This is a genomic window from Nitrospirota bacterium (assembly GCA_016194305.1).
Lineage (GTDB): Bacteria > Nitrospirota > Nitrospiria > JACQBW01 > JACQBW01 > JACQBW01.
In genome coordinates, this window is record JACQBW010000001.1 from 54033 (window position 1) to 75607 (window position 21575).

Consider the following 21575-nt stretch of genomic DNA (forward strand, 5'->3'; position numbering starts at 1 on the left):
TGTTCAATCAATATGTCCCGGTTATGAACGATGCGCCTGAGAAAAACCACATGTTGCCTTTGATTTACATCGTGGGAACTTGATTCCTTCCTTTCTCTGCTTCTTCAAATTTCTCCATCTTTTCTAAACACGGAACACAGTAACGAACTACCGGGTCGACCGTGAGGCGTTTTGACGGAATTTTGGTTCCACAGCTTTCACAGAGGCCATATTTCCCTTCTTCGAGCCGGCGAAATGCGTCCGAAATGTTCTTATAATTCAGGTACCGCCTCTCCAGAATTTTTCGATCAAATCCTTCGCTCATCTCTTGCGACGCCAAATCTCCGAAATCCATTGGACGATCTAATTTATTGATCAGAGAAGGATCCATTTCTCTCCCCAGCTCCTTTTCAATTTCGATCATCTCCTTTTCCCGTAACCCATGGAGCCTTTTGTGCAATGTTTGTTGACGCTTTGAGGTCATCGTGTTTTTCATTTCTCCTCCCAATAAGTAATCTGCTAATACATTCCACCCATTTCTCCCCCCATCCCCGGTGACAGCATTGCCCCTGTTTTTTCTTCAGGCACTTCAACAATCAGAACTTCAGTCGTTAACATGAGGCTGGAAACGGAAGCGGCGTTTTGCAATGCGCTCCGGGTCACTTTGGACGGGTCGATAATACCCGATGCCACCATGTCAACATATTGTCCTGTTGCAGCATTAAATCCATAGTTTCCTTTTCCGTTCTTGACATGATCCACCACCGTCGAGCTTTCATATCCCGCATTGAGAATAATCTGCCGTATCGGCTCTTCCAGAGCTCTTCTCACAATGCTGACACCCCACTGTTGGTCTCCCTCAAGTTTGAGTTTTTCCAAAGCTGAAATACACCGGACAAGCGCCACACCCCCTCCCGGAACGATTCCTTCCTCAACTGCGGCTTTGGTTGCGTGAAGGGCGTCTTCCACCCGGGCTTTCTTTTCCTTCATTTCCGTCTCAGTAGTCGCCCCGACTTTAATTACGGCGATCCCACCTATTATTTTGGCAAGACGCTCCTGAAGCTTTTCACGGTCATAATCCGAAACAGTCTCCTCAATCTGGGCTTTAATCTGTTTAACCCTGGCTTCAATCTGCGCAGGATTGCCCGCGCCTTCTACGAGTGTCGTACTCTCTTTGGTCACGGTAATTCTTTTTGCCTTTCCAAGGTCCGTCAATTTTACATTTTCCAGTTTCAATCCAAGATCTTCAGAAATGACCTTGCCTCCTGTCAGCACGGCAATGTCTTCCAGAGTTTCCTTTCTCCGGTCTCCAAAACCTGGCGATTTGACCGCCGCGCATTTGAGGCTCCCTCTTAATTTATTGACCACAAGTGTTGCCAGAGCTTCTCCCTCGACTTCTTCAGCAATGATCAGGAAAGGTCTGCCCATTTGGGAAATTTGTTCTAAAATAGGAACCAGGTCACTCATCGAACTGATCTTTTTCTCACTATTCAGGACAAAAGCGTCTTCTAGAACAGTCTCCATTCTTTCCGCATCGGTAAGAAAATAGGACGAAATATACCCCCGGTCAAATTGCATTCCTTCAACCACATCAAGGGAGGTGGTCATACTCTTGGCCTCTTCAACTGTAATGACACCATCTTTTCCAACTTTCTCCATGGCATCAGAAATTAAATCTCCAATGGTTTTGTCATTATTGGCGGAGATGGACCCGATCTGGGCGATCTCTTTCTTGGTCTTGCACGGTTTGCTGATTTTCTTAAGCTCTTCCACAATGAGTTCAACCGCATGATTAATTCCCCGTTTGATCTCCATGCTATTGGCTCCGGATGCGGTATGTTTCAGCCCTTCTCTGAAAATAGCCTGCGCCAGGACAGTAGCGGTTGTGGTCCCGTCACCGGCCACGTCGCTGGTTTTGCTGGCCACCTCTCTGACCAGTTGAGCACCCATGTTTTCATAGGGGTCTTTAAGCTCTATTTCTTTGGCCACAGTGACCCCGTCGTTACAGATTAAAGGGGCGCCAAATTTCTTTTCAATCATGACGGTTCTCCCTCCAGGGCCCAGGGTGGCTTTGACCGCGTTTGACAATTGGTTTACCCCTCTCAAGACTGAAGCCCTGGCTACTTCACCAAAGAGAATCTGTTTTGGCATGGTTTAACCTCCCATGATACGTCCTGATAAAATTCCGTAGACTCAGAAACTTCGCCACAAATTAAACAACGCCATTCCGGGAAACTGAATTTACCAGTGCCATCTCTTAAATCAAGGAACTCTTCTAAAATCATCTGGCCTTCGCATCTTACACCTTTCTGTCTATCCTAACCATGATGTACTGCAATACCGATGCCTTTGAAGAAAGGCACCTGTATTCAACCAGGCTTAAAATGCCATTACTCTAAAAAAACAATGTGTTGGCTGTGATAGCGACCAGAAAAAATGTGTCGGGCCTATGAATATTCGTCCTGGCAGCCGGAATTAAACTGTCTAATCAATTTGACAGCAAAACCGGATTCAAAATTATTTTTATTGATATGCCTGAGTATACGTGCTTCTTTAGATTATCCAGTTTTCTAGACACCTCATGGTGTATTGTTTCACTGTCAGGTTGGAATATATTGATATGAAAAAGATAACCAGTCAAAAACACTGCGGTTCCGAAATAACGTTAGAATCCAAGTTAGAATTTCTAAAGCACCCGGAAAACTATCCAGACGACCCGGGCAAAATAGAAATTGTGGAGACACATATGTCGTGGGTGTTCCTGACGAAAGGTCATGCCTACAAGTTAAAAAAACCGGTTAGATATGAGTTTCTTGACTTCAGCACCGTCGACGCACGGCATCACAATTGCGAGGAAGAATTAAGGTTGAATCGTCGTTTGGCGCGCGACGTTTACATCGGGGTATTGGCGCTTACCGCCGATGCAGCGGGCAAATTACACTTCGGCGGGGAATCAACACCCATTGACTGGCTGGTCAAAATGCGTCGCCTTCCTGCGGAAAAAATGCTCGACTATGTTATAAAAACTCGAACCGTCCGCAATAGAGATGTTGCCCGGACAATCTTGATCCTATCTCATTTCTATAAGGGATCTTCTCCCGTCGAGATGAGCCGGTCCGAATACAGACAGAACTTCGAATCAAATATACAGGCAAGTTATCAGGAAATCACATCACCTGCCTATGGGATGCCCGGCGAATTGGCATCAGGCGTCTGCGCGGCACAAATGAAATTTCTGAGGCGAGAAATCGAAATGTTCGACAGGCGCGTTCAAGAAGGAAGAATTGTCGAGGGGCATGGCGATTTGAGACCAGAACACATTTGCCTTGAAACCGAACCCGTCATTATCGATTCCCTGGAGTTTAATCGGGAGTTCAGAATTCTCGATCCGGCGGATGAACTCTCTTTTCTGGCACTGGAATGCGAGGTGCTCGGTGCCCTGCCGCCTTTAATAAACCTTATTTTTAAAACCTATGCCCGGATCACGGGTGACATTCCACCTGAAAAATTAGTCCAATTCTATATGAGTCATCGGGCCAGTCTGAGGGCCAAACTGGCCATATGGCACCTCCGGGAACCTAAAATACAGAATATTTCGAAATGGCTCTCCCAGACACGGAAATATCTCGATCTGGCCGCTGAGCATATTGGAAAAGCGAATGCGTGAGTTTCCTGATCGATTGCATCAGCGGACATAAAGAGAACTGGTTCTCCCTTAACCTCGATGGTCAAGCCTCGAGTAATTCGACAAGGGAACCGCCGGAGTGAATTCTTTTAATGGCTTCGGCAAACAATGCCGCAGCATCCAGAACCACCACTTTATGTTTGAGAAAGGCAGGTTCAAATCTGGAAGGGAGGATCGTGTTTGTTATCACGACCTTCTCCAGATACGAATCTGCGAGAACATGGCTGGCATCACCGACAAATATCCCGTGCGAGGCGGCTGCATAGATTTTTGAAGCCTCCAGCTCATGACTTGCCTTAGCCGCCCGTGCCAGAGTTCCTCCGGTGCTGATTAAATCATCAATGATAATAATCACTCGGCTTCCAATTTCGCCCACAAGTGCTTCACCGCTCACAATCCCTTTACTCCGGAATTTTTCTAGATAAGCAATGGATACTGTTTTGTCCAGAACTTCGCTTAGCACCTTTCTGAACTGCTCAGCACGCTTGATACCTCCCACATCCGGCGACATCACAACGACTTCGGCATCCTTCACCAGCGGGGCGAAATACTGGACGAACAGCTTCCTTGCCTCCAAGTGGTCTGATTGGCAACGAAAGGCATTCTGATAGGCCGCGAGATTGTGAACATCCAGGGTGACGACATGATCTGTTCCTACCGCTTCAAGGAGAGTGCTGATGTAGCGAGTTGTCACAGGATCACGGGACTGGGATTTTTGATCCTTCCGCGAATATCCCAAATATGGGACAACAGCAGTGACTTTCCCGGCAGAAGAGTCTCTGATAGCACCTATGAAAAATAGAAGCCTGCAGAGCTTATCATTGACGCTCTGGGACTGATCACTGTGAAGAGACTGGATAACAAAGACGTCTTGACCCCGCACATTAACGAGCGGCCGGGACTTATGTTCTCCATCTTCAAACTCCCGTTCTTCATGCTCGCTCAAGGGGATACCAAGATGCGCACTGACCTTTTCTCCAAAGGCACGGCTCGACTTGAGAGCAAATAAAGTGATCTTTTCAATGCCCATCGTAAGTTTCCATCACTATGCCTGTCAGAATGAATCGCGTTTCTGAGTGTCTTTTAACACAGTAAAAAATAAGAATCAAATAGATCCTCCTCGATGCTTACCCATTCCCCTTCTAAATTGAAAATGAAATGACTGTTTGTGTTGATTCCCCTTTTTCTTCTTTGTTACTCTGAAAAAGGGATCGAATCCCGTTGGAAACAAAATACCCTATTGAAACAGAATTTCAAGATTCAAAAAAATACTTCAGAGATCTGAATTTGTCATTCCGGCCCTTATTTAAATACCGGGAAAAGGAGCTTCCATAAAAGAGAAGATATCGGAAGAAAAAGTCACCATCAATATAGCTGATATTTCCCTTGAGGGATCGCTCTGGCTCCCACAGGAAACAAAAGGAGTCGTCCTTTTTTCTCATGGGAGTGGAAGCAGCCGCTTCAGCCCCCGGAACAATTTTGTAGCCAAACTCCTCCGTCAATCGGGAATTGGGACTCTTTTATTCGATCTTTTAACGGAGGAGGAGGATATCGCCTATCGAAACCGATTTAATATTTCTCTGTTAACCGAACGTCTGATCGGGGCCACCTATTGGGTCACAAAACGGCAAAGGCCGAAGCCATTTTCCATCGGGTATTTTGGAGCAAGCACTGGTGCTGCGGCAGCTCTCGAAGCAGCGGCAAAACTTCCTGTGGAAATCAGAGCCGTTGTGTCCCGGGGTGGACGGCCCGATCTGGCAATGGAATTGCTCCCTTTTGTAAAAGCACCCTCCCTCTTTATTGTGGGAAGCCTGGACGATCAAGTGATCGACCTTAACCGGGTGGCCTATGATCAGCTCTCCTGTAAAAAAGAAATGGTCATTGTCCCTGGAGCAACTCATCTTTTCGAAGAGCCTGGGACTTTGGAACAGGTGGCGGAGCTGGCCACCCAATGGTTTACCCACTATTTGATCTAGAATCACGATGGGTTCGGGATTTTTCTAAAGATAATTTTTCCAAAACAAACTTGTACCCAATTTGTTGCTTTTGAATTTTGAAGATGCTTAAATGTCGCTTAAATCTAGCATTCACTTATCGCCATAGTCGAAAATCTTTATCCTGCTCCCTCGGATTAAAAGAAAAGGAAACGGAGTCGACCGTGTTAATTGATGTTTAAAAACAGAGAGCATGCGGCCCAACTGCTTGCCCAAAGACTGATCAAATACCGGGGCAAAAACCCTTTGGTGCTCGCCATTCCACGTGGAGCCGTTCCAATGGCCAAGACCATTTCAGATGCACTCGATGGGGAATTGGATATCGTTCTGGTCCACAAATTGCGCGCCCCTAATCAACCTGAGCTGGCAATCGGTTCAATTGATGAAAATGGACATGTTTATATCGGCGCCCATGCGGCCCTGGTCGGAGCCGACGAGTCCTATTTGAAGAAAGAAACCGAAGAACAGCTTAAAATACTCAAACAGCGCAGAAAGCAATATCGACCCGTTCATATTCCGTTCAACCCGACTAATCGGATCATTATTGTCGTAGATGATGGGCTTGCAACGGGTTCAAGCATGATCGCCGCTCTCAGATCGCTTGAGAAAGAAAAACCTGAAAAACTGGTCGCGGCCATGGCTGTGGCCTCTTTTGAAGGACTTCAAAATATAAAAACCTATGCCGACGAAGTGGAATGTCTGTTGGTACCTGAAGAATTTTATTCTGTGGGACAGTTTTTTGAAGATTTTGAACAGGTCACCGACGAAGAGGTGATCCGGATTCTTAACGAAAACCCAGCATGAGGGGTTTAATAATAGTGACGAACACCGAAAATGAGTGAAAGAGCACATGCACTATTATCCGTCGAAGGTTCGGCAGGAAATCCCGGAATATTCCCGATCACATCGGATTTGCCATCGTTCATCTTTAAATCAAATTCGGCGTTGTATACCAGGTCGGGAGTCGCAAAATAATCAATACCGATCCCTCCTTTAAGAGCAAGCGTATCTTTGGGTTCCATTCTGCAGGGTGAACAGGTGGCACTCAGATCATTGCTTTCTTTAAATGAATTGAGATTGATCCCTACGCCCAGCAGTCCATAAGGCAAAAGCGGGCCCCTTGGACCGGGATGAAACTCCATCACAGGAATGATTGAAATGGTTGTTTCCTCGCCATAAATGAAATCCGAAGCATTATTCGTGATCGTGTGTTTCTCCCATTCAATATGTAATCCGGCAGAAAACCTGTTCGTCAGCCCGTAAGTGACTGTTCCGTTGAAGAGAGGGCCTGCTTCTCCCTGGGTTTCATCAGAGAGTTTTTGCACGTAAATGGAAGGTCCAAGCCTCAATCCGACTCCCCAACTTCCTTCAGTCCCTGCCGCAAAGACCATTGAAGCCATGCACATTAGAATCAGAGCCAGACAGCCTGTAATAATGCAAGTCGAAGAATCAACTATTCTATCCGTATTCAATTTAGTTTACGCCAACGACATATTTTCGGCTTCTCGAGGGGAATGGGGAAGTCTGCTGTTTTCGGTGTGCCTGAATGATGGGATCCGTCACATCCCCGCAATTAAGACAGTGCCACCCATAAAAGGTCATTTTTCCCGTATCGTCCCTCAGGTCCAGAAACTGCTCTTCAATCATCTGTCCTTGGCATCTTGAACATTGCATCGAAATGACTCCTTCTCAAAATTTCTATCATGATTGAACTCATTGATGAAAAGAGATTTCTTGTTTCAATTATGAATTATTGCAAGTCAAATGCCAGTACCTGAAATTGAAAATCATTCCGGACCCCGGGAATAAAACTTTCCTGTTTAATTACAAACTCTTATCGAAAAACAACTCAAAAAGAAACGGGTCACATTCCGATTGTTTATCGAGCGGTGAAAGAGACAAACTGTAAAAATATTTTGACAATGCTTCGCACATACGATCCAAAATCATTGAAAGCATTGAAAGTTTAAGAATGGGGGTGTGATTAGACACTTAAACAGCGTCAAAAGCGGGGACCGGCTTGTTGATACCGCGCCCTCTTTTAACAGGAGCAAGTCCTTCCTGCCAGGCGCGCTTTTCATGATCGAAAGGACCATGACTGAAGCAGGGTGATCTTGCCCTTTTTTAGTGAGGGGAAGGATTTTGCGTTCGACGAATACTTAATCGTCTGAAGTTGTTTTGTCCATCCATGTTTTTTTGTTCTGCCGCCTTACGGTACCACTTTAAGGCCTCCGCTTCATCTTTAGCTACCCCGTAGCCATTTTCAAGAAACAAACCGAGCATGACCTGCCCATTGGGGTCACCCTGCTCTGCTGATTTGCGAAGCCACTTCACCGCTTCAACTTTATCCTTGTCCACGCCGAGTCCTTTTGCGTACATCAATCCGAGAAAATATTGTCCAACAGGATCTCCCTGAGAGGCTGCTTTTAGGTACCATTTCGCGGCTTCGGCTTCATTCTTGACTGCCCCCAGGCCACTGCGATACATCCCGGCGAGAATGACAGCTCCCTTATTGTTTCCCTGCTCTGCTGATTTGCGAAGCCACTTCACGGCTTCAGCATCGTCTTTAGGTACACCGAGGCCATCATGATACATATTTGCCAGGTTCACTTGCCCATTGGGGTCACCCTGCTCTGCTGATTTGCGAAACCACTTCACCGCCGCGGTATCATCTTTCGCCACACCCAGGCCATGATGATACATGACGCCAAGATTAAATTGCGCACCGGAGTGACCCTGATCGGCAGCCTTTCCATACCACTTCATCGCTTCAGCCTCATTTTTAACAACCCCAAGGCCATTTTGATACATCCCCGCGAGGATAACAGCTCCCTTAATATTTCCCTGCTCTGCTGACTTGCGAAGCCACTTCACCGCTTCAGCATCGTCTTTGGCCACCCCGAGACCATTGTGATACATGAGGGCGAGGTTAAATTGCCCATCGGAGGTACCCTGGTCGGCTGACTTGCGAAGCCACTTCACCGCTTCGGCTTCGTCTTTGGTGATTCCAAGACCTTGAGAATACATGACGCCGAGATTAAATTGCGCACCCGGGTTACCCTGATCAGCCGCCTTGCGATACCACCTCACCGCCTCGGCCGCATCTTTGGTCACTCCGAGGCCACTTTGAAACATTAAACCAAGATTAAATTGGCCATCGGAATTACCCTGCTCAGCTGCTTTGCGATACCACTTGGCCGCCTCAGCCTCATCTTTATCCACACCGAGACCATGATGATACATGGCGCCCAGGTCAAATTGCACTTTCGGGTCACCTTGCGCGGTTGCTTTACGATACCACCGCATCGCTTCGGAATCATTCTTGGCCACCCCAAGGCCATTATGATACATGATGCCAAGGTTCATTTGCCCATAGGGATTACCCTGGGCAGCTACCTTTCGGTACCAATTGACCGCCTCGGCATCATCTTTAGCAACCCCTAATCCATTGTGATACATGACGCCCAGATTAAATTCCGCACTGGGAGTACCCTGATCCGCCGCCTTGCGATACCACTTGACCGCTTCCGCATCATCCTTGGCCACTCCGAGGCCATTATGATACATGACGCCGAGGTTAAATTGCCCGATGGCAACACCCTGCTCTGCTGCTTTGCGATACCACTTGACCGCTTCGGCCTCGTCCTTCGTTATACCAAGACCTTGAGAATACATTGCGCCAAGATAAACTTGCCCATTGGGGTCACCTTGCTCAGCAGCTTTGCGAAACCACTTCACCGCTTCAGTATCGCTCTTTTCAACTTCCGCGCCGAGTTGATAAATTTTCCCCAGCAAAACCTGCGATTCAGAATCTCCATTCAGGGCATTATTCGAAATAGTTTTTAAAAGTCCTCGATTGCTATCCCAAAATTTACCCATCTCCCTGCGGAATTCCCATAAAATGGGATTATTCCTCCAATTCCATAAGCGGTTGCTGGAAAAAATAAAATCATTAATATGAACAGGCACATAATTCCAATTCAATTTATTATAAACGACCAATACTCCCACCATTTGAATAAAAACAGACCCGATAAAGAAGAGGTAGAATCCTGTCCAGACGAGAGATTTGTAAGAATATTTGCTCAATAGGGGAATTGACAGGAGCAGTAACATGGGTTGTATCTCTGAAAGATATCGAGGCCCAAAACTGTCACCTCCCCACCAATATTTGTATTTTGAATACAAGGTAATCTGTAATAAGACAAAAATAAATAACACACTAAAAAACGACAAATGAGTATGTTTGTCTCGGACAGCCTTGTAAAAACCAAAAACACCCAAAATGGCCAGTGGAAAATAGATGAAAAGCCCTCTGCCGGGGCTCAACAACAGGCCAGAAAATCCTTCCCAAAAAGAACCCGTAAAAGGCTGAAGATAAAGCTCGGCTCCCCTTATATTTCCCAGGGCAATCAAATTGTAGCCGGCTAACACCACACCAATGATAGCTGGCAGCCACGTATAGGAAAGAATAAAGCGAGGTTGCTTTAAAACCATCCAGACATAAAGTGGCAGAACGAAGAGCAAGTTGGTGGGTCGAATGGCAACAGCCACTCCGCAGGCTAATCCGAAAAAGGTGGCTTTTAAAATTGAAGGTTGTTTGAATTGGTAAACAGCCAAAAGGCTGGCCAGAAGTATAAATAAATTACCCGGACCATGCTGCCAGAGTCCTTGCGAGGAGATTGCCCATGCTTCGGTGGCAAAAGCATACGCGAGACTCAATATGAAAGCCAATCCCCGTGAGGCGTTTAATTGAAGGGCCAAAAGAAAAAATAAGGAAACGGATAGCGCTGTAATGACGGATGCTGATATTTTTTGTGCTATTTTTGCAAAATTAAACCAATCTGCAACAGTCCGGTGATGGTTGTCATAGAAGTGGACCGGAAGAAAATAGAAAGGTGAAAGTAAAATGCCTGTTGCCACAGGATAAGCAGGCAGGAATCCAAATTTTGTTTCTTGAAAAAAATATTGACTCTCCACGATGTGAGCATTTGAAAAGTACTGATGGAAATCATCCATCACGATGTTTCCTTTGATGTTCAAAACAATAGGAATTAACGAGACGGGAACGGTATCAAAGTTCTGAAACCGGTAACTTACATTATAAATAAGCAGAGCTATGAAAAAGAGAATGAAAACGGGGTTATATTTTAATTTGGACATATATTACCGTGCCTACCTATTCCCAGCTTTTTGTTTATGTCATTTCAGGTCAAACTTTCTTTCAAGTTTCTCTATAAACCGATCCGCCCCTAGAGGTCTCCACGTCCTCTCATGTTTATTGACGTGCCGAGTCTATTGTCGATGCGCCTCCCGAATCGCTCGAGTCAATCCGTCACTCGCCTTCGGGTCGCGATCAAATCGACACGATTCGGCATCAAACAATAGGCCCAAATCTCCACGTTCAATTTCCTGTTCCACTTCGAAATGAGTCTTACATAGGTCTGGTAATTATCATCAGAGAAAAATTTCTGCTGACGACGATTCCCTATTTGGGTGACATGGCGCGGTTAGCCTTGGGCAATCACTTTTGCAATCCCGGGCTTCGATCAAAATACCTATACTATAGTTGAAAATCAATAACTAAGTATGGATGTCCCTATAAATAGGAGATGACACCGACGTGACCATCCGCTCGATACTGAGGCTGCCTTACAACGACATCTCTGCCCGGATTCGATCGTAGATGACGTCCCGCCAGAGCTTCCGCTCCCGTGGCGTCGAGCCTTTACTTTTTGCAAGGCATTTTTTTGAAAAATCCACCTCCAGTATCTTGTCTTCCAATACACGCTTCAATTGTTGGACTTCCTTTCGAAGAGAAACGTCACGGGAATTAATGGGTGGGGGATCTTCTGATTCGGTAGGATTGAGATTATCACGCCATGGATACAATAATAGGCGATGTACACCAGGCTTCTCGGAAAGTTCCGATTGGTCGCTCTTTTTTAGGCGACCTTCTTATTATAAGGAAGGTGTGAGAAAACCTTGGTTTCTGGATCTGTTCCAAGGGAGCGCTCACTATCTTTTCGAGCGTCATCGGTAAGCAGGGCCCATATACTTAGGCCAGTCATGCCTACTGCTCCGAACAAGGCAAAAATCCCATATTCAAAAAAACCGTTGATTGGAGTCATCAGGGACCTCGTGGGTAATTAATTGAGGTTGGGAACGATTCAAATTGATGATGAACAGATAGTGTATATTAGAATGATAAATATTGGATAAAGCAGGAGTAAAGTTTTATGAAGATTGTATAAAGGAATGGTAAAGAAAGCGTGCTACAAGTCCTTCCTGTTGTGCAAATTGATTTAAAACCAAATCGCTGCGTCTATCTGTCAGGATTTCTCAGACATTCCTGCTTTCTCCCAGAGGGTTCTTCCATTGTGCTCTCAGATCTAACATCCAATAATCAAAATGATTTGTTTCTAACGATTAGAAAGGTATATATTCAAATTACGAATATTAAGTGTTGTAAGGGAAATAGATTGTAGATGTCTACCTTTCAATTTCCATTATTTATTTTTAGAAAACTTTTTTGGGAAAAGGACTCAATTGAACCCCCCAAAAATTCCATTTGATGAAACTCAACGATTAGAGGCCTTGGAAAATATTAAGATCCTTGATACCGATCCGGAAGAAAGGTTTGACCGAATCACAAGACTGGCTGCCAACTTTTATGATATGCCGATCTCTGTCCTTACTTTGGTTGACGCTAACCGTCAGTGGTTCAAATCCAGTTACGGACTTAAAATAAATGAAACTACCCGCGATATTTCATTTTGCGGACACACAATCCTTTCCGACAAGTTTTTCATTATTCCTGATGCTTTATTAGATCCCCGATTTTTAGATAATCCTCTTGTTACACATGAACCATTTATTCGATTTTATGCCGGGATTTCCTTAAGAAATGAAGAGGGTTATAAGATTGGATCACTCGCCATCATTGATCGCCGCCCCAGAAATCTTCAAGAGGAAAATCTATTATCTTTGACCGACCTAGCTAAGATCGCAGAAACAGAATTGAATTCGGCGATTTTCTCCAAACACCTTATTGAACGGGGAAACCTCTTGGATGCCATTGTTGATTCCTGTCCCGAGTGCATAAAACTGGTTGATTCCGAAGGGACATTAGTCAATATAAACTTGATAGGAGCAAGAATGATGGGGGCTGATTCCCTTGATCAACTTATAGGTAAAAGTATTTATCCACTGGTTGTTCCAAAGGATTCTGAAGCATTTAAATCATTCGTGAAAAATGTCGTTCAGGGAAAGACCGGCACTCTAGAATTCGAAATTAAAAATCTTAAAGGAAGGACACTCTTCTTAGAAACGCACGGGGTTCCTTTCCGAAATCATAAAAATGAAATTGCAGGCGTCCTTGGAGTCACTCGTGATATTACCGGAAAGAAAAGATTAGAAGAAGAGTTACGTAAGTCGATGACTTTGGAGTCCCTGGGTCTTTTAGCCGGAGGAATTGCTCATGATTTCAACAATATTCTTACAGGAGTTCTAGGAAATATCTCCCTGGCCAAGTCCCTCATTGATTCAAAAGATCAGCTCATGAGCAGGTTAAACGATGCTGAAAAAGCGTCCATGCGCGCCTCTGACCTAGCTCAACAACTCCTCACTTTTGCCAAGGGTGGAGCTCCAATCAAAAGGGTTATTCCAATTCGGAGGGTTATAGAGCATTCAGTCCAGTTTTTCCTGAAAGGGTCCAATATCCAATCCCAGCTTTTCTTTCAAGAGGGTCTTTGGCCAGTGGAAGCCGATGAAGGACAGATTAGCCAGGTCTTTCAAAATCTCATCATAAATGCTCAACAAGCAATGCCCGCTGGTGGAACGATTAGAGTAGAAGTTAAGAACCTGGAAATCGAAGAAGATGGCGGAGGTCAAATCCTTCCGTTTAGAAAGGGTAATTATATCGAAATCTCGATCCAAGACCAAGGGCCAGGCATTTCGAAGGATCACCTTTCGAAGATTTTCGATCCCTATTTTACGACCAAGGAAAAAGGGACAGGGTTAGGTCTATCTATTTCTTATTCAATCATCGACAGGCATAAGGGTTATATCACCGCAGAATCTACTCTCGGAGCTGGCACCACTTTTTTTGTCTTCCTTCCCGCCCTTTCTCAGTCTATTATCCCTCAAGAAATAAAAGAAGAGGAGGCGATGAGTCGTGGAAAAGGGAGAGTCCTTGTCATGGACGATGAAGAAGGCGTCCTGAATGTCGCCCGAGAGACTCTCAAGCATCTTGGTTATGTGGTTGAACTAGCCAAGAGCGGAACTGAGGCAGTGAAAATGTATAGAAACGCGAGAAGTACCAGCCACCCCTTTGATATCGTCATTGTCGACCTGACAGTACCAGGAGATATTGGTGGAGTGGAGACGCTCCGAAGGCTAAAGGAGATTGATTCTCAGGTGAAAGTTATTGTATCAAGCGGTTATTCCAATAGCCCGGCATTGGCCGAATTTAAATCCTTTGGCTTTTCCGAATGTCTCAGGAAACCGTTTCGAGCTTTTGAGGTAAGCGAAGCGGTTAAGAGTGTATTGAAAGCTGGAAGATTAGAAAATTAAATAGTCTATTGTAATATCTAAGTCAAATCAATTTGGGTCAATTTGGGTTTTCAAGTGGTAACTTTCATTATCTGTATTCCCAATAACTTGAATGTTATCATCGCTATCGGTTATTTTCCCATCTTGGCTCCACTCATTTATGGAACGTTTTGGGGTTATAAGTAGAAGAAAACAACGCAAAATTAGACGCTGTAAATCATTGAAAAAATGGAGCGGGAAACGAGATTTGAACTCGCGACCCTTGCCTTGGCAAGGCGATTTTTTCTATTTGCTTATGCGCTTCAGTATATTTTCGGCTACAATCTGGTGACAATTTCTCTGAAATCTGGAAATATATTTCAGAGAAACTTCCTGGTGTTAGCAGGTTGGACGATTTAGAAATTTTCACACCTTATATCCTAACTATACGTAATCCTCAGTGCTAAACATCAATTTAACGCTTTAAGAATGAAATTCTTATCCTTGACACTATACTATACCCCCCTATATTATATATTTGAAACCACAGGAGGAAGATATGGCCCATACGATCCGACAAAAGACCAAGCTATTGAACCGAGTGCGTCGTATCCGGGGACAGATTGAAGCGGTAGAACGTGCCCTGAAAGATGAAAAGGAATGCACCGACGTGCTCCATGGCATTGCAGCTGCTCGCGGGGCAATTAATGGTCTCATGGCTGAAGTCCTTGAAGACCATATTCGAAATCATGTCGCAGATCCCGCAAGTGACCCTGACACCAAACGAGCAAAAGGCGCTGAAGACCTAATCGACGTTGTCCGCTCTTATCTAAAATAACGAAAGGAAATGCGTAGTGCCTTCACTCGACAAACCTGCTTCTTTTTCGAATGTATCTGGAAAGAAACAATCCCGGCCGCCAGTTCAGTTACCGGAGCCCCCCTGCTGTGATGGAAATAATCACGACAATGGACAAAGTCTCAATTGGTCCATCGAGAGGATGGAATTAGTACGGATTGTATCCGTTGCTCTTTCCGCTGCAGCCGTTTGGTTCCACTTTTGGGATCCGATAGGTAAAGTAAACGTCATCGGAATGGCAGGATTAATTCTTGGGGGTTGGCCGATCTTCAAGAGTGCATTTAAGAATATGGCAGCGCGGCGTATGACCATGGAATTATCCATGACCATTGCGATCGTTTCCGCCGCAGCCATTTCAGAATTCTTTACGGCCCTTGTGATCACATTGTTCGTGTTGATCGCTGAGGTTCTAGAGGAAATGACAGTTTCTCGAGGGCGTCGAGCCATCCGTAACCTGTTGGAAGTTCTGCCCAATTCGGTATCAGTTCGTCGTGAGGGAGAAGTGCGGGATATTAATGCCGATGAACTTGAAGTGGGGGATGCGGTGCTGGTAAGTCCCGGAGGAAACATTCCGATTGACGGAAAGGTTATTGGCGGATTTTCGTACGTGGATCAGTCGCGGATCACAGGCGAATCGATGCCTCTTGAAAAAACTTCCGGGACAACAGTCTATGCCGGTTCGATAAACCAATCCGGTCTTTTAGAGATTCGTGCCGAGCGGATTGGCAGGGATACCAGCTACGGCAAGATCATTCAAGCGGTAGAAGAGGCCGAACAGTCGCGAGCTCCGGTGCAGCGTTTGGCGGATCAACTTGCTGGCTATCTGGTTTACTTCGCGCTCGGCGCTGCCACTCTGACTTTTGTTATTACACAAAATATCTATTCAACCATATCGGTGGTTATTGTTGCTGGAGCCTGTGGTATTGCTGCTGGCACGCCTCTTGCCATTCTGGGTGGAATTGGCCGTGCAGCACGGCTCGGCTCCATTATTAAAGGGGGACTTTATCTTGAACTGTTGGGCAGGGTCGATACGGTTGTGCTCGACAAAACAGGTACCCTCACTTTCGGTCAACCGAAAGTTCAGAGTGTCATTCCTTCTCCCGGCATAGATCCCCTACAGGTTATTGAAGTTGCGGCGGGAGCCGAATCCCGTTCAGAACACCCCCTTGGAAAAGCTATTGTTAGGTATGCTCGGGAATCAGGCTGTTCAATCAAAGAACCCGACGAGTTCACCTACACGCCGGGCCGGGGAATCGCAGCAATTTTTGAGGGGAAAACTGTTTTGGTGGGGGGGCGAAAGCTCATGTTGGATCACGAAATTCATATTCCGAAAGTTCCGGTGTCAGGACTGGAGGATTCAGAGGTATTCGTGGCCCGGGGAAAACAATTTTATGGGGTGATCACAATTTCCGATACAGTTCGGCCCGAAGCCCAAAGGGCAATCCAGGAAATCACTCGAATGAGAATCCGAACCATTCTCTTGACCGGAGATAGTCGACCGGTGGCCCAGGCTGTGGCCCGGCAGCTCGACATCAAGGAGGCGGAGGCCGACTTGTTGCCGGAAGATAAACTCGACCGTATTAAAAGCCTGATCAAGAACGGCTACGTCGTTGCAATGCTGGGTGATGGTATCAACGACGCGCCGGCGTTGGCCGAGGCAAGCGTAGGCGTTGCCATGGGCTCAGGCACAGACATTGCGCGCGAAAGTGCCGATGTGGTTCTTATCGGCAATGATTTCATGAAATTCACCAAGACCTTGGTGATTGCCAGACAGACCCGGGAAATTATTTGGCAAAATTTCGCCGGCACTATCATCGTTGATCTGCTGGGTATAGGCTTGGCAGCTTTTGGGTTTCTTAACCCATTGTTTGCTGCATTCATTCATGTTTCTTCGGAGTTAGTTTTTATCCTTAACTCAGCCAGACTATTGCAGGAGGAGTCTGACAAAAACATAAAAAAATAGCGAATTTTTTGGTAATCCTCTTGAGGTGATTAAAACATAACGCCTTTTCCAATCCATTTTCCCCAATATACCAGAAGAAATTTTCAGAGAAAAATGGTCAATCCGGGATTTATGAAGCAACTCTTCAATGATCAAATCTTCCGTTGCAAGACATAACAAAAATTAGTGTCCATGTGGATCAGGTGTCTTCGAGGATTCGGATGGCTTTTCCGATCCTTTTTTCGAGGGTTGCTTTTCCTTTTGGGGCACCATTATGTCCATCTTCGGACCCATTTCCATCATGGATTCGAGATGATCCCGCTGTTCAGGAGTTAAATGCGCCTTAATCTGCTGCGTCAGAAGAATATGGCTCATCTCCATCTCCGCCATGGCATCATGTTTTTCCTTAAGTTTTTCTTTTGCTTTTGCAACATCGATTGGATTACCCATGAGAATTTCCTTTAACTCCACCCCGGACATCTGAATTTTGCTAAACAGAGGAATAGCCTCCTTTTGATGTTTGATCTTTTCCTGCTGTATTATTTTTTTCTGCTCAGAAGTCAGATCCAGACTATTCATGGCTTTCATCATCAACATCATACCCATCATGTCATGTTCCATCCCCATTCCATGCATTCCCATCATCCCACCCATGTCCCCACCGCCCATCATTCCCTCTTCCATCATCCCTTTTCCCTCTTTACCACTGTCTTTCATCTGGCCAAACGCGGTCAATGGAACAATCATTAAAAATGAAACCAGTATGATTTTTATCAGCTTGTTATCCATTTTTTTCTCCTTATGATTTAATAAAATTCTCTGGGTTTCTTTCAAACCTCTCTTTGCAGGAAACAGAACAAAAATAATACGTTTTTCCTTTATAGTTGCCTGTCCCTGCCGCCTTTTTCTCGTCAACCTGCATACCACAAACCACATCTTTTGCCATTTCTTCTCACCTCCCTCCGATTTAACTCGCGACATGGTTCCGCTTTGAAATGCCTCAAACTCTTACCATTTCTTCAACCACATCTCCCAGATCGAGATCAGGATTTGTTCCGGACATTATATCTAATCCGTTTATTAAGAACTTATCACTTCTTTTTTTAGGCGTCTTCCTTCCAAAGGTCTGGAATACATCGGATTATTTGAGGCTAAAAATTATTTCAAGTAGTTAACCTTCAAATTTTTGCGCCTCTCAATCTCAAGGCATTACCCACCACGGATACCGAGCTAAGACTCATTGCGGCAGCCGCGAAAATCGGACTGAGTAAAATCCCCATAAAGGGATAAAGAATTCCTGCGGCAACCGGCACTCCAAGAGCGTTATAGACAAATGCGAAAAAGAGATTTTGTTTGATATTGCGAAGCGTCGCTCTGCTCAAAAGCCTCGCCCGAAGAATCCCCCGGAGATCTCCCTTCACGAGTGTTACGCCAGCACTTTCCATAGCCACATCGGTCCCGGTTCCCATGGCGATGCCCACCTGGGCCTGGGCAAGGGCTGGCGCATCATTAATCCCATCGCCTGCCATCGCAACCATTCGACCTTGTTTCTGGAATCTTTTGACCACTTCGACTTTTTGATCAGGCAGAACTTCCGCAATAACCTCATCAATGCCGAGTTTTTTAGCGACCACTTCAGCCGTGCTACGGCTATCCCCTGTCACCATGATGACCTTGATCCTTTCGCGGTGGAGCTGTCGAATAACTTCCGGGGTCGTCTCCTTGATTGGGTCCGAGACTCCCAGGAGACCCACGGCTCTTTTGTCAACTGCTACAAACATGACGGTCTGACCCTCACCTCGCATCGCTTCTGCCTTTGCAGAGAGCTCTCCTGGATTGATATTCAACTCATCGAGAAGCTTGTGGTTGCCTAGCGCCACGTCATGGCCGTCCACTTTTCCTGTGACCCCTTTGCCGGTCATCGACTGAAAGCCCTCTGTATTTCCAGGCTTTACACCCTTATCTAAAGCTCCCTTTACGAGGGCTGCAGCCAGCGGATGTTCGCTTCCCCGTTCGATGCTGGCTGCAAAATAGAGCAATGAAAGTTCTTCAAATCCGCTTGCAAGCACTATCCCGCTAAGTTTTGGTTTTCCCTCGGTCAGCGTTCCCGTTTTGTCGACCACAAGGGTATCCACTTGTTTCAGGATTTCTATGGCTTCAGCGTTTTTGAAGAGCACGCCGACCATCGCTCCCTTTCCGGTGGCGACCATAATGGACATTGGAGTGGCAAGCCCGAGAGCACACGGGCAGGCAATGATCAGAACGGCAACGGCATTGATGAGCGCATAAACAAAACGGGGCTCAGGACCAAACCATCCCCAGATAATAAAGGTGATGACCGCGATAGCCATCACGACTTCGACAAAATAGGCCGCGACGACATCGACAAGTTTCTGAATCGGGGCCCGGCTTCGCTGGGCGTCCGCTACCATTCTCACAATTTGGGCCAACACGGTCTCTGCCCCCACCTTTTCAGCCATGATGATTAAAGCTCCGGTCCCGTTGATCGTGGCGCCGATGACATGATCGCCCTTTTGCTTCTCCACAGGGATCGGCTCCCCGGATATCATCGATTCATCCACGGAACTCAGGCCCTCAATGACTAAGCCATCGACCGGGATCTTCTCGCCTGGGCGCACACGAAGGGAATCTCCCTTTTGAACCTGTTCAAGGGGAATATCGGCCTCCGTGCCATCATTCTTGATGCGACGGGCCGTTTTGGGCGCCAGTCCGAGAAGCGCTTTGATCGCCGCACCGGTTCGACTGCGCGCCCTCAACTCGAGCACCTGCCCGAGGAGTACCAGAGTCACAATGACCGCAGCCGCCTCAAAATAGGTACCGACTTCACCATTCATAGTACGGAATGAAGAAGGAAAGACGTTTGGCAGGATGGCCGCCACCAGACTGTATAGGTAAGCCACTCCTACGCCAAGCCCGATCAGGGTAAACATATTAGGACTCCAGTGGATAACCGAGTTCCATCCGCGTACAAAAAAAGGCCATCCCGCCCAGAGAACGACGGGAGTCGCAAAAATGAGTTCAAACCATTTTAGAATTTCCGGAGAAATGATTCGGTCCAGCTGGAGCCATGGGATCGCACCACGCATTGCGATCATGACCAGGGGAATCGAAAGAATGAGACTGACCCGGAATCGCCGGGTCATATCGATCAGTTCGGAGTTTTCTTCTTCCTCGGCCATGGCGACTTTGGGTTCGAGCACCATACCACAAATCGGACAACTCCCCGGAGCGTCACGGACGATCTCTGGATGCATTGGGCAAACCCACTCGGTGTTTGTCCTTGGGATCACAGGAATTAGCGATTCGAGTGCCATACCACATTTGGGGCAAGCACCTGGTCCTGATTGCTTTACCTCGGGATGCATGGGACAGGTATAAAATATCTCGTTATCCAATCTCATGGTTTATTCCTGATGGTTTTCTTATAGATAGAAATCTCCGTGTCATACCTGCGATCACCGGCGGTACAATCACCCACTGAAGGACCGGTGTCAGTCCGCTTCCGATCCAGGGAAGCCGGGGCATCAAGGGCGAATATCCCCATGCGCTTCGGATATCGACATTGATCCATTCGCTGAGTAGCGTATAGCCAAGCCCGAGTAGCGTAAATCCCGCAAGATTCGAAAAATGAAAGCTCAAAATCCAACCACGGCCTTCCGTAAACCAGCTCACAACCCAATAAGCGACCAGAATAATGAAAAGGTCTCCGAAAGTGCAATGGAGGCGTGAGATGAGAATTTGCTGATAAGTTTTTCTTTGAATATCGTTATAGAGAGGACTCTGAACAATCTCCCAGAAAAAATTGAGAAAGAAAGAGAAAAAAACCAATGGAACTTCAGGAAAAAAGGAAAGTTTACGCAAGGTTTTCATTTTATGCCTGGCCTCCCTGAAATATATAATTCCAATTAAATTATAGGTTTATAAACCTGGTAAAAATCAAGCAATATCAATTCTAAGTAAGCGTTAAAGATTTCCTCTTCAGCGGGAATGACAACCTTACGTACGAATAAATCTTTTCTGAACCCCCTTTTCTTAAATAGGCTTTTCAATGTTCATTTTGATGAACTTGTCCCTCCTGAGGGACCTTGAGAACCTGAGGATTGATTCCTGTTCCGAATTCATAAACGAGTCGGGCGCCGCGATCCGCTCCAAACGTGAGGAGGATAGAAAGGAGTAATAGCCCCAAAAAGAATCCGAAGCGGAATCCCGCCTGCTTCTGTTTTTTGTCGACCCAAAAGAGGTACGCGGAGAGGAGAATACTCACGACGGTCACAGAGACCATCCAATTCCCGTGAATGTGAATGAAATCATGTCCGGGGGCATCATGTCCGCGGGGGTCTGACACGGCAACTTTGTTCATCGCCAGAAAACCTGTTGGAAGTGTCACAACAGCCAGAATCGTTCCAAGATAGAGCATCCGGGAAGCGACGTCATGATATTTTGCCCGCCAGATAAGAGCCAATCCTTCCATGGCAAGTGCCCCCAAAAAGAAAGCGACCGGAAAGTGGACAAACATCGGATGAATATTTTGAATAGATGAGATTCCGGGAAGCAATGACTCCATAT

Annotated in this window: 17 protein-coding genes; 6 read left to right on the forward strand and 11 right to left on the reverse strand. The window is 46.1% G+C overall.

Annotated features, from left to right (window positions below; all coding sequences use genetic code 11):
- Nucleotides 1-64: 64 nt before the first annotated feature.
- A complete protein-coding gene (locus HY200_00270; protein MBI3593372.1) occupies nucleotides 65-475 on the reverse strand; it encodes a TraR/DksA family transcriptional regulator in 411 nt (136 codons plus the stop codon).
- 23 nt (nucleotides 476-498) lie between these two features.
- Nucleotides 499-2130, reverse strand: a complete 1632-nt coding sequence (gene groL, locus HY200_00275; GenBank protein ID MBI3593373.1) for a chaperonin GroEL — start codon at nucleotides 2128-2130, stop codon at nucleotides 499-501.
- 508 nt (nucleotides 2131-2638) lie between these two features.
- Between groL and HY200_00280 the strand changes: the two genes are divergently transcribed.
- Nucleotides 2639-3646, forward strand: coding sequence for a hypothetical protein (locus tag HY200_00280; GenBank protein MBI3593374.1), 1008 nt, complete (start codon nucleotides 2639-2641; stop codon nucleotides 3644-3646).
- Between the two features lie 61 nt (nucleotides 3647-3707).
- On the opposite strand, the gene HY200_00285 is transcribed toward HY200_00280, so the two are convergent.
- Nucleotides 3708-4694, reverse strand: coding sequence for a ribose-phosphate pyrophosphokinase (locus HY200_00285; GenBank protein MBI3593375.1), 987 nt, complete (start codon nucleotides 4692-4694; stop codon nucleotides 3708-3710).
- Nucleotides 4695-5007: 313 nt separating this feature from the next.
- On the opposite strand from HY200_00285, the gene HY200_00290 reads away from it, so the two are divergent.
- Nucleotides 5008-5640: an alpha/beta hydrolase gene (locus tag HY200_00290; protein MBI3593376.1), complete on the forward strand. Its 633-nt coding sequence runs from the start codon at nucleotides 5008-5010 to the stop codon at nucleotides 5638-5640.
- A gap of 189 nt (nucleotides 5641-5829) precedes the next feature.
- The gene (locus tag HY200_00295) at nucleotides 5830-6462 is read left to right on the forward strand and encodes a phosphoribosyltransferase (protein ID MBI3593377.1); all 633 of its coding nucleotides are present in this window, start codon (nucleotides 5830-5832) and stop codon (nucleotides 6460-6462) included.
- A 5-nt stretch (nucleotides 6463-6467) separates the two neighbouring features.
- On the opposite strand, the gene HY200_00300 is transcribed toward HY200_00295, so the two are convergent.
- The 3 genes from HY200_00300 to HY200_00310 form a co-directional block, all read right to left on the reverse strand.
- Nucleotides 6468-7130, reverse strand: coding sequence for an outer membrane beta-barrel protein (locus HY200_00300; GenBank protein MBI3593378.1), 663 nt, complete (start codon nucleotides 7128-7130; stop codon nucleotides 6468-6470).
- A 1-nt stretch (nucleotide 7131) separates the two neighbouring features.
- Nucleotides 7132-7332 (reverse strand): hypothetical protein, encoded by a 201-nt coding sequence (locus tag HY200_00305; GenBank protein MBI3593379.1) that lies wholly within the window; start codon nucleotides 7330-7332, stop codon nucleotides 7132-7134.
- A 450-nt stretch (nucleotides 7333-7782) separates the two neighbouring features.
- Complete coding sequence (locus HY200_00310) at nucleotides 7783-10821, reverse strand: SEL1-like repeat protein (GenBank protein ID MBI3593380.1); 3039 nt, start codon at nucleotides 10819-10821, stop codon at nucleotides 7783-7785.
- A 1434-nt stretch (nucleotides 10822-12255) separates the two neighbouring features.
- Here HY200_00310 and HY200_00315 point away from each other — a divergent pair.
- From HY200_00315 to cadA, 3 genes are all read left to right on the forward strand, one after another.
- Nucleotides 12256-14232 (forward strand): response regulator, encoded by a 1977-nt coding sequence (locus HY200_00315; protein MBI3593381.1) that lies wholly within the window; start codon nucleotides 12256-12258, stop codon nucleotides 14230-14232.
- 517 nt (nucleotides 14233-14749) lie between these two features.
- Complete coding sequence (locus tag HY200_00320; GenBank protein MBI3593382.1) at nucleotides 14750-15028, forward strand: metal/formaldehyde-sensitive transcriptional repressor; 279 nt, start codon at nucleotides 14750-14752, stop codon at nucleotides 15026-15028.
- A 160-nt stretch (nucleotides 15029-15188) separates the two neighbouring features.
- Nucleotides 15189-17009 carry a cadmium-translocating P-type ATPase gene (gene cadA, locus HY200_00325; GenBank protein ID MBI3593383.1) on the forward strand — a complete coding sequence of 607 codons (1821 nt, stop codon included), beginning with the start codon at nucleotides 15189-15191 and terminating at the stop codon, nucleotides 17007-17009.
- Between the two features lie 162 nt (nucleotides 17010-17171).
- Here the strand turns inward: cadA and HY200_00330 are convergent, their stop codons facing one another.
- From HY200_00330 to HY200_00350, 5 genes are all read right to left on the reverse strand, one after another.
- Complete coding sequence (locus HY200_00330) at nucleotides 17172-17777, reverse strand: hypothetical protein (GenBank protein ID MBI3593384.1); 606 nt, start codon at nucleotides 17775-17777, stop codon at nucleotides 17172-17174.
- 10 nt (nucleotides 17778-17787) lie between these two features.
- Nucleotides 17788-17934 (reverse strand): YHS domain-containing protein, encoded by a 147-nt coding sequence (locus HY200_00335; protein MBI3593385.1) that lies wholly within the window; start codon nucleotides 17932-17934, stop codon nucleotides 17788-17790.
- Nucleotides 17935-18166: 232 nt separating this feature from the next.
- Nucleotides 18167-20323 (reverse strand): copper-translocating P-type ATPase, encoded by a 2157-nt coding sequence (locus HY200_00340; GenBank protein ID MBI3593386.1) that lies wholly within the window; start codon nucleotides 20321-20323, stop codon nucleotides 18167-18169.
- Nucleotides 20324-20396: 73 nt separating this feature from the next.
- Complete coding sequence (locus HY200_00345; GenBank protein MBI3593387.1) at nucleotides 20397-20879, reverse strand: hypothetical protein; 483 nt, start codon at nucleotides 20877-20879, stop codon at nucleotides 20397-20399.
- A 175-nt stretch (nucleotides 20880-21054) separates the two neighbouring features.
- Entirely contained in the window at nucleotides 21055-21573 is a 519-nt protein-coding gene (locus HY200_00350; GenBank protein ID MBI3593388.1) for a DUF2231 domain-containing protein, read from the reverse strand.
- Nucleotides 21574-21575: the final 2 nt, after the last annotated feature.